The organism is Chromohalobacter israelensis DSM 3043 (assembly GCF_000055785.1).
GTDB lineage: Bacteria > Pseudomonadota > Gammaproteobacteria > Pseudomonadales > Halomonadaceae > Chromohalobacter > Chromohalobacter israelensis.
In genome coordinates this window covers 1,225,534-1,245,460 of record NC_007963.1, presented here as the reverse complement: position 1 = coordinate 1,245,460, position 19,927 = coordinate 1,225,534, and the positions used below count along the sequence as shown (strand labels likewise).

The 19,927-nt window shown below is 55.7% G+C and carries 16 protein-coding genes; 11 read left to right on the top strand and 5 right to left on the bottom strand.

Annotated elements, in window-relative coordinates; genetic code table 11:
• Positions 1–175: 175 nt before the first annotated feature.
• The 4 genes from CSAL_RS05595 (at position 176) to CSAL_RS05580 (ending at position 4,116) form a co-directional block, all read left to right on the top strand.
• Entirely contained in the window at positions 176–790 is a 615-nt protein-coding gene (locus CSAL_RS05595) for a sigma-70 family RNA polymerase sigma factor (RefSeq protein ID WP_011506400.1), read from the top strand.
• Positions 787–1,551 (top strand): anti-sigma factor, encoded by a 765-nt coding sequence (locus tag CSAL_RS05590; protein ID WP_011506399.1) that lies wholly within the window; start codon positions 787–789, stop codon positions 1,549–1,551. Before CSAL_RS05595 ends, CSAL_RS05590 begins: the two co-directional genes overlap by 4 nt.
• Before the next feature lie 107 nt (positions 1,552–1,658).
• Complete coding sequence (locus CSAL_RS05585) at positions 1,659–2,090, top strand: DUF7282 domain-containing protein (RefSeq protein ID WP_043558024.1); 432 nt, start codon at positions 1,659–1,661, stop codon at positions 2,088–2,090.
• 337 nt (positions 2,091–2,427) lie between these two features.
• The gene (locus tag CSAL_RS05580; protein ID WP_011506397.1) at positions 2,428–4,116 is read left to right on the top strand and encodes a cation:proton antiporter; all 1,689 of its coding nucleotides are present in this window, start codon (positions 2,428–2,430) and stop codon (positions 4,114–4,116) included.
• A gap of 58 nt (positions 4,117–4,174) precedes the next feature.
• On the opposite strand, the gene CSAL_RS05575 is transcribed toward CSAL_RS05580, so the two are convergent.
• From CSAL_RS05575 to CSAL_RS05555, 5 genes are all read right to left on the bottom strand, one after another.
• Entirely contained in the window at positions 4,175–5,050 is an 876-nt protein-coding gene (locus tag CSAL_RS05575) for a universal stress protein (protein ID WP_011506396.1), read from the bottom strand.
• Entirely contained in the window at positions 5,047–7,800 is a 2,754-nt protein-coding gene (locus CSAL_RS05570) for an HAD-IC family P-type ATPase (RefSeq protein ID WP_011506395.1), read from the bottom strand. Before CSAL_RS05570 ends, CSAL_RS05575 begins: the two co-directional genes overlap by 4 nt.
• 58 nt (positions 7,801–7,858) lie before the next feature.
• Positions 7,859–10,540: a bifunctional acetate--CoA ligase family protein/GNAT family N-acetyltransferase gene (locus tag CSAL_RS05565; RefSeq protein WP_011506394.1), complete on the bottom strand. Its 2,682-nt coding sequence runs from the start codon at positions 10,538–10,540 to the stop codon at positions 7,859–7,861.
• Positions 10,541–10,575: 35 nt separating this feature from the next.
• Positions 10,576–11,604 (bottom strand): zinc-dependent alcohol dehydrogenase family protein, encoded by a 1,029-nt coding sequence (locus tag CSAL_RS05560; protein WP_011506393.1) that lies wholly within the window; start codon positions 11,602–11,604, stop codon positions 10,576–10,578.
• 331 nt (positions 11,605–11,935) lie between these two features.
• Positions 11,936–13,357, bottom strand: coding sequence for an aminotransferase-like domain-containing protein (locus CSAL_RS05555; protein ID WP_222832152.1), 1,422 nt, complete (start codon positions 13,355–13,357; stop codon positions 11,936–11,938).
• Between CSAL_RS05555 and CSAL_RS05550 the strand changes: the two genes are divergently transcribed.
• The 7 genes from CSAL_RS05550 to CSAL_RS17390 all read left to right on the top strand — a co-directional run bounded on the left by CSAL_RS05550 (position 13,356) and on the right by CSAL_RS17390 (position 19,915).
• On the top strand, positions 13,356–14,522 hold the full coding sequence (locus CSAL_RS05550; RefSeq protein WP_043558017.1) for an MFS transporter: 1,167 nt from the start codon (positions 13,356–13,358) through the stop codon (positions 14,520–14,522). The genes CSAL_RS05555 and CSAL_RS05550 overlap by 2 nt on opposite strands.
• Positions 14,523–14,546: 24 nt before the next feature.
• A complete protein-coding gene (locus CSAL_RS16875; RefSeq protein WP_011506390.1) occupies positions 14,547–15,287 on the top strand; it encodes a YqcI/YcgG family protein in 741 nt (246 codons plus the stop codon).
• Positions 15,288–15,300: 13 nt separating this feature from the next.
• Positions 15,301–16,110 carry an arginase family protein gene (locus CSAL_RS16870; protein ID WP_187290073.1) on the top strand — a complete coding sequence of 270 codons (810 nt, stop codon included), beginning with the start codon at positions 15,301–15,303 and terminating at the stop codon, positions 16,108–16,110.
• Between the two features lie 2 nt (positions 16,111–16,112).
• The gene (gene cysK / locus CSAL_RS16865) at positions 16,113–17,072 is read left to right on the top strand and encodes a cysteine synthase A (RefSeq protein ID WP_011506388.1); all 960 of its coding nucleotides are present in this window, start codon (positions 16,113–16,115) and stop codon (positions 17,070–17,072) included.
• 401 nt (positions 17,073–17,473) lie between these two features.
• Positions 17,474–18,253 (top strand): alpha/beta fold hydrolase, encoded by a 780-nt coding sequence (locus CSAL_RS17150; RefSeq protein WP_083831078.1) that lies wholly within the window; start codon positions 17,474–17,476, stop codon positions 18,251–18,253.
• A gap of 5 nt (positions 18,254–18,258) precedes the next feature.
• Complete coding sequence (locus CSAL_RS16860; protein WP_222832151.1) at positions 18,259–18,996, top strand: SDR family oxidoreductase; 738 nt, start codon at positions 18,259–18,261, stop codon at positions 18,994–18,996.
• Between the two features lie 10 nt (positions 18,997–19,006).
• On the top strand, positions 19,007–19,915 hold the full coding sequence (locus CSAL_RS17390) for an ATP-grasp domain-containing protein (protein WP_011506386.1): 909 nt from the start codon (positions 19,007–19,009) through the stop codon (positions 19,913–19,915).
• Positions 19,916–19,927 lie beyond the last annotated feature (12 nt).

Here is a 19,927-nt window from a genome sequence, read left to right as displayed (position 1 = left end):
TTTCTCCCGTCGCTGCGGCCGACCCGACGTGGATTCAGGCTTACAGCAACCCAGGCAATGGACGCACACGCCTTGCTTGTAATGATCACGGGGGTTTTGCAAACTGCCTCGCGATGGCGCGGATGCAGATGCGCCGTCGGCCGCATGCCCCAACGACGACAACAGGGAACGTGGTATGTCCGATGCCTCAAGACGCTCTCCAGGGCGCTCCTCGATAGCGGCGGATGACGCCTCCGCCACGCCCGCCCCCGCAGGAGAGCGTCTGCCCGATCTGCTTCTGCGCGTGGCCCAACGCGATCGCCGCGCCTTCACGCAGTTGTACGCGGCCACGTCGGCGAAACTCCATGGCACGGTACTGCGTATCTTGAAGGAGAGGGGCCGGGCCGACGACGTGGTTCAGGAGGCCTACGTCACGATCTGGCAGAAGGCGGCACAGTTCGACGCCGAGCGTGCCTCGCCCATTGCCTGGATGGTCGCCATCGCCCGCCATGCCGCCATCGACGAGCTGCGCCGCCGGCCTCGGGCTCCTCACGAGCCGGAAGAGGCGTTGGCCCACACGCCCGCCGACGGGCCCAGCGCCCATGAGCACCTGGAATACGAGCAGGACGCCAAGCGGCTGCATGCGTGCCTGGAAGCGCTCGAGGCCGAGCGCCGGGACATGGTCCGCCTCGCGTACCTGGACGGCTGGTCGCGCGCCGATCTGGCCACGCATTTCGAGCAGCCGGTGAATACCGTCAAGACCTGGCTCCATCGGGCCTTGAAGCAACTCAAGGGGTGCCTGGCACCATGACCGACCACGACGACATCGACATGCTGGCCGCCGAGTACGTACTGGGCACCCTCGACGCCGAGGAACGCGCGCAGGTGGCCCGGCGCCGGCAGCACGACGCCGGTCTGGACGCGTGCATTCTCGCCTGGGAAGCACGCCTCGCCCCGCTCGGCGACGAGATCGAGGCCATCGCCCCCGGGCCGGACCTGCTGGCCAGGATCGAACGTCGCATCGACGAGCTCGAAACGACTTCGCGGACGAATCCCAAGCCGGAAGGAGACCCGGACGGCACGGCCCAGGTGATCGCGCTGCGCCGCCGCCTCGGCTTCTGGCGCGGATGCACCGGCCTGGCCACGGCCGCGGCGCTGATACTCGCCGTGGCGCTGATCGCGCCGTTCGATGACAGGTCGGATGAACCGCCCTTCGTGGCCGTCTTCCAGCAGGACGACCAGCAGCCGGCCTTCATGCTTTCCGTCGACCTCGACAGCCGCCGGCTCAACGTGCGACCGGTGACCGCCAAGCCGCTGCCGGACCGCAGCTACCAGCTATGGATCAAGGCGGAGTCGCTGGGACCCGAGCCCCGCTCGGTGGGCGTGCTGAACGACGACTTGAGCCTGCCGGCCGACGCCCTGAGCGACTACGACCCCGAGCTGCTCAAGCAGGCCACCTTCGGCATCAGCATCGAGCCGCCGGGCGGTTCGCCCACGGGCCAGCCGACGAGTCCCGCGATTCACGGCTACCTCTATCCCACCGACCGAAACGCGGTATCGCAGCATCTGTGATTTTTTTGCGCCGAGGTGAAACCTTGCCCGCGCTCCTTGCGTAACTAGGAGCACGCCCATCCCAACCACTTCGCAACGATGGGGCGTGCTCGGAACTCAAGGAGAGAATGATGACCAAGCTCATGGCAAGTGCATTCGTATCCGCCACCCTGCTCGCCGGCGCCTCACTGGCCCAGGCGGAAATGCACGGTGACATGCATCCGCAGGTCTGGGCCGACGACCAATCCGTGGCCGGCGGCACGGTCACCGCGGAAAAGGTCACGGCGGACAGCAACGGCTGGCTGGTGGTCCACCGCACCGACGAGAGCATGAAGCCCGGCCCCGTGGTCGGTCACGCCCCGCTCAAGGAAGGCGAGAACATGGACGTCACCGCGCTGCTGACCGAAGACGTCAGTGCCGGCGATCACCTGATGCTGATGGTCCACAGCGAAGAAGGCGGCATGGAGACCGGTGTGTTCGAGTACACCCTCGGCGCCAAGGAAGACGGTCCCGTCAAGATGGACGGCAAGCTGGTCACCGATACCATCACCGCGCAGTAACCGTCCTTCGGCATGCCGGAAGACAGAAGGGGCCTGCAGGCCCCTTTTTCGTGCCCGACCAGTGAAGTGGACGACGCGTCCCCACTCATGGCCGGCGCGTAGCCATCACGATGTCCGCGACGACGCTGACAGCTCAATCACGCCCCCTTCCGCCGGCATCGCCACTCATGCACTGATCCGCAAACTGTCCATGTGACCTAGACTTGTGCCAAAGGGAAGACGATATCGCTTCGTTTCTTCGGTCTTGCTATACATCAAAAAGGACGGCCCGGCGGTATGCTCCAATGACCAGGCGGCATCCTACCGCTATGCTCACGGTGGCCAGAGGCACAATGTCATGTTCGACCTGTCTTTTCTTCATGCAAACTCTTTCTACGAACTCACCGGTTTACTGCTACTGGTTGCCATCGTCGGCTCTATCGGTCTGATCCTGAAGCAACCGATGATCGTCAGTCTCATCGCGGCGGGCATCTTGGCGGGTCCGTCGGCCCTCGACATGGTGTCTTCCCACGAAAACATCGAGATTCTGGCCGAACTAGGCATTGCCATCCTGTTATTCCTTGTAGGTTTAAAGCTTGACTTGAAACTCATCAACACGCTTGGTCCCGTCTCGCTGGCCACGGGGCTAGGACAAGTCCTTTTCACCTCGGTCATCGGTTTCCTTTTGGGCCTGCTCCTTGGGCTGGACAGCATTACGGCTATCTATGTGGCAGTCGCGCTCACTTTCTCCAGCACCATCATTATCGTCAAGCTGCTCTCCGACAAGCGTGAAGCCGACTCCTTACATGGTCGAATCGCCATCGGCTTTCTAATCGTGCAAGACCTTTTCGTGGTTCTTGCCATGATGATGCTGTCTGCTTATGGCGTCGGCGCACAACCCAGCACTGGCGACAGTGCCTTTGTGCAAATTGTAAAGATCATCGCTTATGGTCTGATCATGCTGGCCATTGTCGGCGTTTTTATTCGCTACCTTGCGACTCCCATCGTGTCTCGTATCGCTCGTTCGACCGAGTTGCTGATCGTTTTTTCGATCGCTTGGGCATCGCTCCTTGCCGCGTTAGGTGACCATCTTGGATTCGGAAAGGAGCTAGGTGGGCTGCTTGCAGGTGTGTCTCTAGCCTCGACCCCCTTCCGCGAGGCGATCGTGGCACGCCTCTCCTCACTGCGCGACTTTTTATTATTATTCTTTTTCATCGCTTTAGGCACACAATTGGACTTAAGCCTTCTCGGCGCTCAAGTCTATCCTGCCATGGTATTTTCTCTATTCGTTCTCATTGGCAACCCCCTCATCGTTGTCATCATCATGGGGTTCATGGGGTATCGAAAACGCACAGGTTTCCTGGCGGGGCTGACCGTTGCTCAAATCAGCGAGTTTTCACTCATCTTCATGACCATGGGAGTTTCACTCGGCCATGTAACGGCTGAGTCTCTGGGGCTTGTCACTTTGGTTGGTCTTATCACCATCGCACTTTCCGTTTACATGATCACCTACTCGCATTTTCTTTACAACTGGATAGAGCCCATGCTCACTATCTTCGAGAGAAAGCACCCTATCCGAGAATCATCAATAGAAGACCATAAAAAGATCGAGAAAAAAAGCTACGACATCATCTTGTTTGGACTAGGCCGGTATGGCAAAGCCATCGCACAATATCTTCGAAAAGAAGGCTTTTCCATCTTGGCGGTTGATTTCAACCCTGACGAAGTTCAGCGCTGGAGGAATATAGGTAACGATGCGCTTTACGGAGATGCCTTTGATCAAGATTTGCTCAGCGAGCTCCCTATCGAAAACGTCAAATGGGTTATCTCGGCCATGCCGCAGCACGACCTTGGGATCACCCATGAAGACCCGAGACTCGTATTGATCAATGCGCTAAAGCAGCAGCACTATACAGGAAGGATTGCCATATCCACCCAACGGCAGCATGAAAAGGAAATGCTCCATGCCAAGGGGGCGGATGTGGTGTTCATGCCGTTCCATGATGCTGCAGAGCGTGCCGTGGAACGCATCGTCACATTCACCTGACGCCATGATGGAAAGCTCACTCATCAGCGTCAGGGCAACTATTTTGCAACCTCCCCTTTCATACTGACACGAGCACATCGTGCCGCGACTCAGCGAGAACTTTCTTCGTGTTTTTGCCAATAAATAGCTTTTGGAACCGGCTTTCGCCATGCTTGCCCATGACGATCAAATCGCACCCTTGTTCCTGAGCCAGGATGGAGGCTACTGGCTCGCCCTGAACCACCCTAAGCAGGGTCGAGGGGGGAAGTCCTGCTTGTTGACATAATGCATGCAGCTTCTCGTTTGCCTCCTGCTCGACCGTGGCGCGATAGCCATCTATGTCCTCACGACCGATGCCGGCGAGACTCAGTAGCCCCTGGAATGGAAGCTCCACCGCATGCAACAAGGTCAGCCCTGCCTGAGGTGCCAGCGCCTGAACATGCTGGATCGCCGCTAACGAAGAGGGAGAAAAATCCACGGGAACGAGTACGTGTCGATACGGCCCCGTCACCGGATTTTTAACGACGAGCATGGGACAGGTCGTCCTGCCTGATAAACGTTCCGCCGTCGAGCCCAGGAAAAAATGGCGTACGATACTTTCCCCGGTAGCACCACAAACCAGCAAGCTGTCCACGGCATCCTCGTCGCCAACCGCGTCGAGTAGTTCATGCAACAGCTCACCGTCGATGACGCGAGCCGTTGGGGTTATGGCATAGCGTGACTGCAAGTCGGCAGCCCATGTTTCCAACGTCTCTTGCGCCGCCTTCAAGACACGCAGGGGCAACGACGCAGCCACCGCCGCAGGAACAGCGTTCTGAAGCCTCGGCATGAGCTCAAGATTGACGATATGCAGCAGCTCCATGGGCACGGCCAACGAATGACTCAGTTGTGCAGCACGTTCAGCTGCCTGACGAGCCGGAGCAGATAGGTCCGTCGCCAAGACAATCCGTCTCATGGTCGATCTCCTCGGTGATAGCGTTTCCCCACTCGACGCATCAATATTTTCTCGCTTTCCAGCACGACCATGATGACCATGCCGGCTCCCATGATCAGCCATCCGTCCGCGAAGGTGACCGGGCGAGTATCGAAGACGGCCTGCATGACGGGCAGGTACGTGAAGGCAAGCTGCGCCGCGACGACGGTCGCCACCGCCGCCAGCACGGCGGGCGTGCCCAGCACGCCGCGCCAATGCAACGAGGTCATGTGCAAAAAGCGCACATTGAAAAGATAGAAGACTTCCATGGCCACAACCATATTGACCACCAGCGTGCGCGCCATGGCCAGCTCGTCGCCCCGGCCCAGGGAGTAGAAGAAAACGCCCAGCGCCGCCGCCATGAACAGCAGCGATACGAAGGCCACGCGCCATATCAGAAAAGGCGTGAGCAGCCCCCGCTCGGGAGGACGAGGCCGGCGACGCATGACCTGCGGCTCGGCCGGCTCGAACGCCAGGGCCAGGCCGAGCGTGGCCGCCGTGACGAGATTGATCCACAGGATCTGGACGGCGGACATCGGCATGGCCACGTTGAGCGCGAGGGCGGCGATCACGGCCAGCACCTCGCCGCCGTTGGTCGGCAGCGTCCACGCCACCACCTTGCGGATGTTGTCGTAGACCACCCGCCCCTCGTGCACGGCGGCCACGATGGAGGCGAAGTTGTCGTCGAGCAGCACCATGCGCGAGGCCTCCTTGGCCGCATCGGTACCCTTGTGGCCCATGCCGATCCCCACATCCGCCTGCTTCAAGGCTGGCGCGTCGTTCACGCCGTCCCCGGTCATCGCCACGATGGCGCCGGTCGACTGCAGCGCCCGGACGATGCGCAGCTTGTGTGCCGGCGTAGTGCGGGCGAAGACTGCGGTCTCGGCGACCCTGCCGGGCAGGGCGTCGTCGGGGATGGCGTCGAGCTCGCCCCCGGTCAGCACGCGCGGCGCGTCCCCGAGCCCCAGCTGGCAGGCGATGGCCGCGGCCGTGGCGGCGTGATCGCCGGTGATCATCTTCACCGCGATGCCGGCGGCGCGGCACTCGGCGATGGCCGCGATGGCCTCCTCCCGGGGCGGATCGATGAAGCCCACCAGGCCGAGAAAGCACAGGCCCTCCTCGAGGTCGGCGAACTGCAGCGCATGGGTCCCCGCCGGCACCGGCTTGACGGCCAGCCCCAGCACGCGCTCTCCCTCGCCGGCCGCCTGTGCGATGCGTGCGGCCCAGGCGTCACGGTCCAGCGCCACGCCTGTCTCCCCCGCCGCCTGCGCCATACACAGCGCCAGCAGCTCATCGGGTGCACCCTTGACGAAGATCCGGCAGTCGCCCGCCGCATGACGGTCGAGCGTGGCCATGAAGCGATGCCGGGCATCGAAGGGAATCGCATCGAGCCGCGTCCACGCTCGGCGCAGCGCTTCCGGCGCCAGCCCCGCCTTGAGCGCCAGCGCCACCAGCGCCCCCTCCATCGGATCGCCCACCACACGCCACTCGCCCTCGACCTGGTGCAGCCGGGCATCGTTGCACAGCACGCCGGCCAGGATGAGCCGCTCGGCATCCGCCAGCCGCTGCTCCGCGTTCTCGGCCCCCGGCTCGGGCGTCAGCCGCCCCACCGGCGCATAGCCCGCGCCGCTCACCGCGATCGCGCCACCAGGCACGTCCACCCGGCGCGCCGTCATCTCGTTGCGCGTCAGCGTGCCGGTCTTGTCGGAGCAGATGACCGAGGTGGCGCCCAGCGTTTCCACGGCGGGCAACTGCCGGATCGCCGCATTGCGACGCGCCATGCGCTGCACGCCGATCGCCAGCGTGATGGTGATGACCGCCGGCAGGCCCTCGGGAATCGCCCCCACCGCCAGGGCCACCACGATGATGAGGGCCTCCGGCCAGGCAAGGCCACGCACCAGCACCGCGAAGGCGAACAAGACGGCGGCCACGCCTAGGGTGATCCAGGTGAAGCGTGTGCCGAAGCGATTGATCTGACGCAGCAGCGGCGTGGTCAAGGGCGCCACGTCGCCCAGCAACGCGCTGATCTGCCCGATCTCGGTCTCGCGGCCCGTGGCCACGACGACCCCGGTGGCCTGCCCGGTCGCCACCAGCGTGCCCGAGTACGCCATGCAATGCCGCTCGCCGAGCGCGGCCGCCGCCGGTGCCGGTGCTGCCTGCTTTTCCGCTGCCACCGACTCCCCGGTCAGCACCGCCTCCTCGATGCGCAGCGCCCTGACCTGCACCAGGCGCACGTCCGCCGGCACTCGGTCGCCCGCTTCCAACAGCACGATGTCGCCGGGGACGAGCGTCTCCACCGGCACCTGCATGCGCCGCCCGTCGCGGAGCACATGGGCCTGCGCGGCGATGAGTTCGTGAATCGCCTGCAGCGCCTTTTCCGCCCGGCCTTCCTGGATAAAACCCACCAGCGCATTGACCAGCACCACGCCGAGGATCACCGCCGCGTCGACCAGGTGCCCCAGCAACGCCGCCGCCCCGGCCGCCGCCAGCAGGAAGTAGATCAGGGCGTTGTTGAAATGCGCCAGGAAGCGGCCCAGTGGCGACCGCCCCGCCAAGCTGGGCAGCCGATTGGGGCCATGACTGGCCAGGCGACGGGCCGCCTCGTCCGGCGCCAGCCCCTCGGGCGAACTCGCCAACGCCGCCAGCACGTCATCGGCCGCCTGCGCATGGGGCGCCGCGAGGGTGTCATCGGGCGAGGTCGCGACGCCTCGCGTCGCCGAAGGTGCCTGCATCTTGTCTCCTCGAGGGTCGGCCGGGGCGCCCGGCCGCTTGTCGCCATGGATCGTGTCGTTACGGCGCGGGGCGTGTCAGATCGAGACTCAGCGTCACGGTATCCACGGTGTCGCCGGCGGGCTGGGTCACGAATCCCAGCTCCGCCGCCATCTGCCGCATGGGGTGGTTGTCGCGCAGGACATCGGCGAAGACCTGGCGAATGCCGGTCTCACGGGCATACGCGAGCAGCCGCTGCATCAGGCGATAGCCGAGGCCGGTGCCCTTCTTGTCGCTGCGGACCATGATCGCGAACTCGGCCTTCTCCTTGTCGGGATCGGCGGAGAGCCGCACCACACCGACGATGGCCGACTCCCCCGGCGAGGTCGCCACGAAGGCCATCTCGCGGTCGTAGTCGATCTGCGTCAGGCGCGCGGCGAAGGCATGATCGAAGGGCTTGATGGCCGCGAAGAAACGCATCCGCACATCCTCGGGCGTGGAATTGCGCAGCATCTCGACCAGCGCGCCCTCGTCCTCGGGGCGAATGGGCCGCAGGCAGTAACGCTGCCCGGCCCGCGTCTCGATCTCTTCCTCCAGCTGCTGCGGATACGGCCGAATCGCCAGGGGTTTGCGCTGGTCGCCCTCGGCGCGGACCACGATGCGCGCATCCAGGGCGATCACCCCGCTGGCATCCGTCAGCAGCGGATTGATGTCGAGCTCGACCACGCGCGTCAGGTCGCTGACCAGTTGCGAGACCTTGATGAGCGTCGCGGTCACGGCCTCGAGGTCGGCCGCCGGGCGGTCCCGATAGCCACGCAACAACCGCGCCACGCGCGTCGAGGCGATCATGTCCCGCGCCAGCAGTGGATTGAGCGGCGGCAGCCCCACCACCCGGTCGCCGATGACCTCGACCGCCGTGCCGCCCTGGCCGAACACGATCACCGGCCCGAAGAGGCTGTCTTCGGCGACGCCCACGATCAGCTCATGCGCCCCCGGCCGGCGGATCATCGGCTGCACGTTGAAGCCCTCCACGCGGGCCTCGGGCTGGGCACGCCGCACCGCCGCGAGCATGTCCTCGGCGGCCTGCGTCACGGCGCCGGGCGAGGCCAGATTCAACTGCACCCCACCGACATCCGATTTATGCGAGATATCCGGCGAGAGGATCTTCAGCACCACCGGAAAGCCCAGCCGCTGCGCCGCCTGGCTGGCTTCTTCCGGGGTCCGCGCCACGATGGCGGGCACCGTGGGGATGTCATAGGCCGCGAGCACCGCCACCGCCTCCGGCTCGGTCAGCACGCTGCGCCCCGCCGCGATCACGCCGTCGATGACCGCCTCCGCCTTGGCCGGCTCGAGGGTGACGGCCTCGGCCAGCGCCGGGGGCGTTTCCATCAGCGCCTGCTGGTTACGCCGGTAGCTGAACAGGTGCGAGAAGGCCCGGATGGCCTGCTCCGGCGTCTCGTAGGTGGGCAGGCGCTGCGCGGCGAACAGATGCCGCGCCTGGTCGGGCGCGCCCTCGCCCAGCCAGCAGGTCAGCACCGCCGCCTGCCGCGTGCCGATCGTCTCGACCACCGCCCGGGCCGCGTCCAGGCTATCGGCGACCGCCGCCGGACAGTTCATGACCAGGATCGCATCCGCGCCGCGCTCGTCGAGCAGCGCCTCGAGGGCGAGCGCGTAGCGCCTCCCCGGGGCATCGCCCAGAATGTCCACGGGATTGGCATGCGACCATGCCTCGGGCAGCGCCTCGTTCAGGCGTGCCAGCGTCGTCTCGGCGAGTTCGGCCAGATGCCCGTTCGCGGCGGCCAGCGCATCCACCGCCAGCACGCCGATGCCGCCGCCATTGGTGAGAATCGCCAGCCGGTCGCCCTTCACGCGGATGCCGGTCGCCAGGGTGCCGGCGGCCTGGAACAGCTCGTCCAGCGTCGCCACCCGGAGCATCCCCGCGCGCCGGAACGCCGCATCGTAGACGGCATCCGCCCCGGCCAGCGCCCCGGTGTGCGACAGCGCCGCCTTGGCTCCCGCCGTACTGCGGCCGGTCTTGACCACCACCACGGGCTTGTTGCGCGAGGCCATGCGCGCCGCCGAGAGAAACTTGCGCACCTCGGTCACCGCCTCGACGTAGAGCAGGATCGAGCGGGTCTTGGGGTCCAGGGCCAGGTAGTCGAGCATGTCGCCGAAATCGACATCGCTCATCGCCCCCAGCGAGACGACGTGCGAAAAACCGATGCCGCGCGCCGAGGCCCAGTCGAGAATGGACGTCGCCACCGCGCCGGACTGGGTCACGAAGGCGACATCGCCCTTGGCAGGCGTGAGATGCGCGAAACTGGCGTTGATGCCCATGTGCGGCGCCAGGATCCCCAGGCAATTGGGCCCGACGATGCGCATCAGATAAGGCTTGGCGGCATCGAGCATCGCCTGCTTGAGCGCCATGCCCTCGGGGCGCGCGCCCTCGCCGAAGCCCGCCGAGATCACCACCGCCGCGCGGCAGCCACGCTCGCCAAGCTCGCGGATCAGCCCCGGCACGCTCTCCGCCGGCGTGGCGATGATCGCCAGGTCCGGCGCCAACGGCAGCTCGGCGATACTGTGATAGTTGAGGGTCGAGCGGATGGCCCGCTCGTGCGGGTTCACGGTCAGGATGGGCCCCGCGAAACCGGCCTCCAGCAGATTGCGCGCCAGCACTGCCCCCACCGAGCCCGGCCGATTGCTCGCCCCGATCAGGGCGATCGTGGCCGGGGCGAACAACGCATCCAGATTGCGAATCGACATCGGGCCTCTCCGGTCCGTTCAGCGAGCGGCAACCATCAGGCGGTCAGCAGCATCTTGATGGCCTTTTCCGACGCGGCACGCGAGAACACCTCGTACGCCTTTTCGATCTCGTCCAGCGCGAAGCGGTGGGTGATCAGGCTTTCGGCATCGATGCCGCCGGTCTCGAGAAACCGCATGAGCACGGGAATGGTATTGGTATTCACCAGCCCGGTGCGGACCGTGACGTTCTTGATCCACAGCTCCTCGAGGCGCAGTTCGACGCTGCGGCCATGCACGCCGATGTTGGCGAGCCGCCCGCCCGGACGCAGGATGCGCTGGCAGGTATCGAACGTCTCGGGGATACCCACGGCCTCCATGGCCACGTCGACGCCCTCGCCGTCGGTAAGCGACATGACCGTCTCCACCGGATCGGTACTGACGGTGTCGGTCGCGCCCAGTTGCCGCGCCACGGCCAGGCGATTCTCGTCCGGGTCGACCATGATGATGCGCCCCGGCGAATAGAAGCGCGCGGTCAACAAGGCGGCCAGCCCGATGGGGCCCGAGCCGACGATGGCCACGGTATCCCCCAGCGAGACCTCTCCGTTCAACGCGCCGATCTCGTGGCCGGTGGGCAGGATGTCACTCAGCATCAGCGCCGCGGCGGGCTCCAGCCCCGGCGGCAACCGGTACAGGCTGTTGGCGGCATGCGGAATGCGCACCACCTCGGCCTGGGTGCCATCGATCTTGTGACCGAGAATCCACCCGCCATCGCGGCAATGCGCATACATGCCCTGCTTGCAGTAATCGCAGTGCCCGCACGACGTGATGCACGAGATCAGCACCTGATCGCCGACCGCGAGGCCGCTGACGGCCCCGCCAACTTCCTTGATCACCCCGATGCCTTCATGGCCCAGGGTGCGCCCCGGCGTCACCGCCGGCACATCGCCCTTGAGGATGTGCAGGTCGGTGCCGCAAATGGTGGTATACGTCACCCGCACGATGGCATCCGTGGTTTGCTCGATTGCGGGCCGATCCTTCTCTTTCCAGGCCTTCTGCCCCACTCCCTCATAGACAAGCGCTTTCATATCCCCTTCCCCGGGTAACGCCCACCGCGACTCGGCAAGCCTTTGCCTGAGTATAGAAAGCGCGGAAAAACAGGGCTTGATCAGGGTCAAGTTTTCGATCTGTACGCAGCCGGGCATGCGTCATGCTTACGTCCTTGCTTATCGACATATCCATTCATAATGTCTTGCTTCATGGTGAAAGCACTCATGAAGAAGAAATTGTCGGAGCGTGTACCAAAAGGCTGCTTGGCAGCAAAGCTTACACCTGCTACACCCCATAAGTAGACGCCCAAGCTAACAGGGGAAAACAATTCTCCCAAAGCCCTCAGCAATTAGCTTAGAATCTACAGCGCTACGAATAACACTTCAAAGTATCACGTATCGCATTAATAGCTTCATCAAACACGCCATCTGGAATACCACCAAAAGCAATCCTAAGTGCTTGAGGGACGGCATCAGTAGTACAAAAAGGTTCAGCAGTTGAAACCACCACATCTCTCTCCAGGAGCTTGGACATAATTTTTTCAGCACGTACTTTATTATGAAGTCTCAACCACAAGTAGTTTGCATTAGAGTGTGCCTGTATATCAAACTCTCCTAGAACCTCCTTACATGCTAACTGCTTGGAAGCTCCATCATCCTTTCGAGCCTTCTCAATACTATTGATGGTTCCATCCTCAATCCAGTTGGTAACAATAGCAGCCATCAACGATGGCGTATTCCAAGTGGAAGCTTTGATGGAAGAGGCTAGCTTACTTACATGCTTTTCTGGAGAAATTAAATATCCTACCCTAAGCCCTGTGGCTATATTTTTCGAAAAACTTCCTACCTGAACAGTTACTTCAGGAGCAATCTCTGAAAAGCTTGGTGGAGCGTCAGGCTCTAAAAATGCATACGCCATATCCTCAATAATAGTCAACCCATATTTCCTGGAAAGGTAAACAACGGCATCCCGCTCTTCTTTAGACATCACATAACCCAAAGGGTTATGTACAGTGGGGATCAAATACATACCTTTTATTCTTTTTCGAACAATAGCATCTTCGAAGTGATCAAGATCTATTGCTGACCCTTCCTTACTAAATGAAAAAAGGGGGTTGCTAAGTAAAGAGCTGGCTGTAATAAACCCCGGATAAGTCAAGGGGTCAACCGCGATGGTGTCACCCCGGTTAAACACTGATAGCAGAGAGACAAAAAGACCATGCTGGCCGCCGGAAGTTATTAACAATCTCTCAGGATCAAAATCACCTGCTAACCTTCGAGCGTAATTAGCAATAACCAGTCTCTCTTCAGCTCTTCCTACATGAGGCTGATACCGCAGCATTGATTCCAAATCTCCTTTGGCACTTATCTTGCGAAGCACACTCCTCAGGAGGTCAGAATCAGAAGTATTACCGGGCATATTCAATGTCAGATCAATAAAACCATCGGGTGAAACCTGCTCGAAGCCTCGTGGTAGGGGGTGCCCTTGGTGGCGTACGAACATGCCACGACCACGTTCACCTATGATCAAACCTTTGCTTATAAGCAATTTATACGCCCGGGTAGCAGTGGCAAGAGCCACACCATGCTTTTCCGCAACATCCCGATGCGTGGGTAGGCGGCTACCAGGTGGCAATGAACCATCCGAAATCATGCTTTCAATTTTTCTAGCCAAATCAATATATTGCTGAGCTTTTCCCATGGAAACCTCTGTAATTAGTACAATAAAAATATTGTACTGCTTTGTGCCACGTGCTAACAATCCCTTAAGGTTAAAAAAAGAGGCAGCCATGAACCGTAAAGCATCAACAGCAATACTTTTCTTTGTCTTATTTACTGTTACTTTTTCAGTAAATCTCCAGGCGCCACTATATGGTGAGTACGCAGCAAAAAGTGGCTTAGGTGCTACTGCTGTCACTATAGGATTTGCTGCCTACGTTGTGGGCCTGATGCCTACCTTAATATTTTTGGGCGGCATTTCTGACGTTGTGGGACGTATAAAGCCTCTATTAGTTGCATTGACATTGTGTTTACTTGCAACTCTCTTGCTGGTGATAACCCCGGGATGGTCCAGTTTATTAATAGCCCGTTTTTTCCTTGGTGTTGGAACTGCACTAGCAACAACATCAGGATCTGCCTACATGGGAGAGCTAGCTCTAGAGGGAAGCAAATCTAAAGCAGCCTTACTAGTTACTTCATCGACTTCATTAGGGTTTGGCGCCGGTGCTCTAGCAACTGGTATAAGTTTAGAGATAGAAGGCATGACATTCTTGCCAAAAAGTTTCGTTATTTTCTTTGTCATGGCTGTATTTTTATTGGCAACAACCCCTTGGCTATTTAAGTCTTATAAAAAGAAAAAAGCCAAACTCCTAAGGCTACCACTGTTTCCGAAAGACACATGGCTATACGGAGCTTCCATGCTGATAGCGTGGGCAACCACAGGCATGACAATTGCCATTATACCTTTAAACCTTAAAAACATTGGTCTCAGCCAGTACACAGGACTAGTTATCTTCCTAGCAATTTTCGTAGGCTTTTTATGTCAACCTCTAGCAAGAAGAGTGCAAAGCACGAAGGCATTAAAACTGGGATTACTGTTTACTCCCTTGGGGTACCTAGCCATGCTGCTAGGTATTTCAAAAAATTCATTACCGCTAATACTTATGGGAACATCTCTTACCAGCGCATCAAGTTATGGATTTACATATTTATCTTCGCTGTTCAAGTTTACAAGCATGGGTTCTTCGGAGACATCGCGGGCAACGGCAGGCTTGTTTGTATATGCCTACATTGGATTTTCACTACCAGTAATAGGTGGTGGGGTTATAGCTGATGCTTATGGTCTTTTTACATCTTCTTTAATATTTTTAATAGCTCAGATTGTAGCAATAGCATTTTTGCTAGCAGCCCCCCAGCTTCGCGTTATAAAAAAGTCAATATCGCCAGGTGTTTCTTGATACCAAGAAGTTATGAGGTGATGTATGCAGCGTGTATCCAATAGGTTGATTGAGCAATCTGATATAGAAAATATGCCAAACACATGGAAGAAACAAGCTTATAGGCAAATAGCTAAAAAGCTGGGACCAAAGTCAAACTTCCCATGTATATTTTCTAAAAACGCCTATAAAAAGGGCTTACTACAGTTCGTATTTATGGAAAGCATATCTCACGATCAAATGGAGGAATTAAAGGTCTGCTTAACAGAATTCATAGAAGCTAACAAGGAATGGGATCATAGAATTAGCACGGCCAAACCATTACTAATTGTGTTTTCCACACAAGCAATTAAGTCAGAAAGACTTGAGGACTACCACTCATTTGGCTGGAACGTTCTAAGAAGCATACATGCTTTAGATCCGTCGCCTTGGCCTCATGGCGTGGACAAAGACCCAAGTTCACCGAATTGGTCAATGTGCTTTAATGGCATGCAATTGTTCATCAACATGAGCTGCCCTGCTCATAAAGTTAGAAGAAGCCGAAACCTTGGCGATCACTTTATTATGGTCGTAAATCCAAGGGAAAGGTTTGATGTAGTTGCAGGAGACAACGCAAAAGGCCATAGGGTAAGAGACGAAATCAGGGGAAGGATTGAGATTTACGACAACTGTAAACCTTGTAAGCAGTTAGGTTATTTTGGCTCTGACACAATGGAATGGCAGCAGTATGGAATAATTGAAGAAAATAAGACGCGAACATCCAAATGCCCTTATAAAATTGATTAATGGAGTGATGAAAATGTTTGATTTGATTCTATCCCAAGGTAGGCTGGCAGATCGTAAAGACGGAACTATTAAAGGGGCGAAGCTAACGGCCCAAGCTCTCGCAGATGAATACTCTATCACTCCAATAACATGTGGAAGACCTAGCGCAGCTTTAAATGATAACTGGAAGCAAAGCCTATCTGCAGGTTCTGAAGTACTTAATGAAATCGAACTTGCTATTGAGAGCTCTCTTCTTAAAGGACACCACCCCTGCCTTATAGGAAATACTTGCTCATCTAGCTTTGCGAGCCTACCTCTGGCAGTGAAATATCACCCTACCGCAAAAGTCATCTGGATAGATGCTCACGGTGACTTCAATACTCCGGAAACCACAGACTCAGGGTACTTAGGTGGAATGGTTTTGGCAGGCGTTTGCGGGCTCTGGGAAAGTGGTAGAAAAAAAGGCGTTAACCCAGAGAGTGTAATTGTGGCAGGTGTTCGCGACTTAGACCCTGAAGAGGAACGACTACTACATGAAAATAAAGTCACAGTTTTAAACCCCACCTCTTTCAGCGTTGAAAGTGTGCTAGAAGCAGTCGGGGAATCTGACGTTTGGATTCATATTGACTGGGATGTACTTGAACCTGGATACATTCCAGCTGACTATTCTGTTACCGGCGGGTTAGTGCCCTCACAAATCGAGTGCTTACTTTCTTCACTATCAGGCAGAATCCTAGGGCTAGAAGTGACCGAGTTTTGTGCTGAAACAGGGTGCAATCACACCGCTGAACTTAACTATATTGTTAAAACTTTGGCCCCTTTCTTCAAACAGCATGGTAACTGACAATGGCAATCTACAACAACATTCTAGAAACAGTAGGAAAAACTCCTATTGTGCGCTTAAATAAAGTTGCACCTGAGCACGTAAAGATTTTTGTCAAGGTGGAATCCTTCAATCCTGGAGGCTCCGTTAAAGACAGGCTTGCTTTATCTGTAATACTTGATGCTGAAAAAAAAGGGCATATTAAACCTGGAGATACAATCGCTGAATGTACATCCGGCAATGTGGGTATTGCGCTAGCAATGGTTGCTGCCGCTAGAGGCTATAACTTTGTTGCCGTCATGTCTGACTCATACTCAATTGAGAGAAGAAAGCTTATTAAAGCTTATGGAGGGAAAGTGCTTTTATTCCCTGGCCATTTAGGGAGTAGCGGTGGAAATAAAATTGCAGATGAGTTGGCTAAAAAATATGGTTGGTTTAGGGCTAGGCAATTTGATAACCCAGCCAACCCCGCTTATCACCGCGAGACTACAGGGGCAGAAATACTAAGTGATTTTGCAGGAAAGCGTCTTGACTACTTTGTCACGGGTTTTGGAACCACAGGCACACTGACTGGAGTCGGTCAGATGCTTAAGCTGGCCCGACCAGAAGTTAAAGTAATTGCCACTGAACCAGAAAATGCTGCTGTACTTTCAGGAAGCCAATGGAATTTACATAAAATTCAAGGCTGGTCACCTGATTTTGTTCCTAGCGTTTTGGAAAAGAGCGTCATAGATAAATTACTAACGATAAATGAAGATGATGGTATTGATATGTCGCGAAGGCTTGCTGCAGAAGAGGGAATTCTGTGTGGTATATCTTCTGGGGCTACTGTTGCTACAGCAATAAAGGTGGCTCAAAAAGCCCCAAAAGATTCTGTTATATTAGCAATGCTTCCTGACACAGGGGAGCGATACCTTTCCACGAATTTGATGGATAATATCAGTATAGAGTCTGATGAGGATTGGCTTAAATCTTTGGAATAAAGTGACTAGTTTTCAAGGAGAAAATGATGCTTGAATATATCCCCCCAGGCACGCAGTTCGCAAAGCTACCAGCCTCATTCACCACTACCTGCGGTTCAATCTTAAAAGAACCCAGAATAGCCTATGAAATCATTGGCTCTCCTGGCCAACAAGCTAAAAATATTATTTTAATTCTTACAGGAATGTCCACTAGTGCGCACGTCACATCAACTCCCGAAGACGAATCATGTGGTTGGTGGGAAGATATGGTTGGACCCGGCAAATACATAGACACAAACCTTTGGTGTGTTATATGTGTTAACAACCTCGGGAGTTGCAAGGGATCCACTGGACCTACATCCTACGATGCAGAGAGTAATAAAACTTACCAAGGTAATTTCCCGTTCATCTCGATTTAAGACATTGCTGATTCCACAGTAGAGGCATTACACGTTCTTGGCATAGAGCATGTTTCCTGCATACTTGGCGTATCAATGGGTGGCATGGTCGCGCTATCGATTTCAGAGCGACACCCGAACTTTAGCAAGTACATGATTAACATATCAGGTGCGACTTGCTCACTACCTTATTCAATTGCCTTAAGGAATATCCAGAAAGCCTCTATCGAACAGGATCCGCTTTGGAACAATGGCTTTTATGACGAAGACCATTATCCGTACAACGGTATGATGCTAGCACGAAAAATTGGATTATTATCTTATAGGTCGAAGGACGAGGTAAACCAAAGATTCTCTTCCAATATTTATAAAAATAATAATAAGCAGTTAGCTAGCAACGTTCCGGAGTCCGTTGACAGCTATCTTGAACATAATGCAAGAAGATTTGTGGACTTCTTTGATGCCAACTCCTACTTGGTTTTGAGCAACGCAATTAATAAATATGTTTTTGGCGGTAGCAGGAAGTCAGTTAAAAGCGCGTTAAAAGAACTCCCTACTAAAAGAGCTTTGATTATGGGAGTAAATTCAGATGAGCTGTTCCCTATCCAACAACAGGAGCAACTAGCAAGCGGGCTTAAGGCTGGAGGCTGCACAACCACTTTTATCGAAGTCGATTCAAACTACGGGCATGATGCGTTCTTGGTAGATATAAATAAATTTGGATCAGCAATCAGGGACTTCCTTAGCACAACTACTGATAGTTACAAATCAAAAGCCAGCCCTAAATATGCAATGGTGGGATGACTAATATGACTTCAAAAATAGCGCTTATAACAGGGGGCACTAAAGGTATTGGTTATGCAGTCTGCAAAAAACTTTGTTCCTTAGGCGTGCATGTAATTATGTCAGGCAGGGATAGTTCCAAGCTAAGGAAAGCCGTAAACAGCCTTAAATATGATGGGCACGTGATAGAAGGCCTGCTTCTTGACATCACTGACAATGAGTCTATTCACTGCGCAAGGAATTACGTAAGGAATAAATATGGGCACCTAGATATCCTTGTTAACAATGCAGCTATTAGAGTGGAGCAGTATGGTAAGGCCCCATCAGAGCAGCCTTTATCTGAGTGGTTAAAAACTTTCAATACCAACTTGTTTGGCACAATCAGTATCACCAACGCTTTGCTAGAACCAGTTAAATCATCTCCTTCTGGCCGTATCATAAACGTTTCGAGCCTTCTTGGTTCAACTACCACACATACCCATAAAGACTCGTACACTTATAGCGATGACTTTAAGTCTTTGCCTGCTTATAGTGCTTCCAAAGCCGCGCTTAATTCATGGTGCGTACATTTAGCATATGAACTTCGTAATACTGATGTCATAGTATGTTCAATTCACCCAGGATACACACGGACCGACCTAAATGATGGCCACGGCGATCAAGACCCTGAGGCGGCTTCAGAAAATATCGTAGCTGCCTGTTTGGAAAGTGACAGGACTACAAACGGTACTTTTCTTTATAATGGCAAAAAATTACCTTGGTAAGGGGAGAACCATGCCTAAATGTGCTTTTGTTACCGACCATCAAAGCATTGATGTTGATTTCGACATGCCGTTAATTACCGATGCTGCAAATACTATAGAGCTTGATGCTGCCGTGGTGGAATGGGACGATACAAATATCGTTTGGTCGAATTTTGACCTTGTCATTTTGAGGTCTCCTTGGAATTATACTAACAAACTTGAAGAATTTTTACGCTGGGGTGAACGAGTCACTAGTGCAACTAAGCTCATCAATCCTTTGGATGTGGTCAAGTGGAACCTTAGTAAAGACTATCTCATTGCTCTGCAGGATGCCGGTGTACCTACCGTACCCACATATATCACTAATCCAGACATTGGCACAGATGATAATTTCAGTGCTTTTTTTAAACTATTCAGCTCTTCATCTGATTTTGTAATGAAGCCTCTAGTTGGTGCTTACTCTAGAGATGTTAAGCGATTTAACTGGGGTGATCTCCGATCTGCTTTCATGCATCTTGACTATCTTCATCGAAAAAATAGCCCCGTGTTGATGCAGCCATACATGAATAGCGTAGATTCATATGGAGAGACGAACCTTATCTTCATAGATGGTATTTATAGCCATTCTATACGGAAAGGTGCTTTGTTACTTGAAGATGGCACTGTAAACCCCCCTGATTTTCAGTATAGGTCGTCTAGAAATGCATCACCCGACGAAATCAACTTAGCGTCTCAAGCCTTACAATATGTAAGCAATAAATTTAACTTGTCTGAGCCATTACTTTATGGCCGTGTCGACATTATCCATGATGAGAACGGTGCCCCTATGATTCTGGAGCTGGAAGTAAGTGAACCCTCACTAAGCATGCCAATCTACAAGCAAAGTGCCGTGTCTTTATGCGAGGCCATAAAAAGAAGGTTTAATACCATGAACGTATAATTATTTATAGAA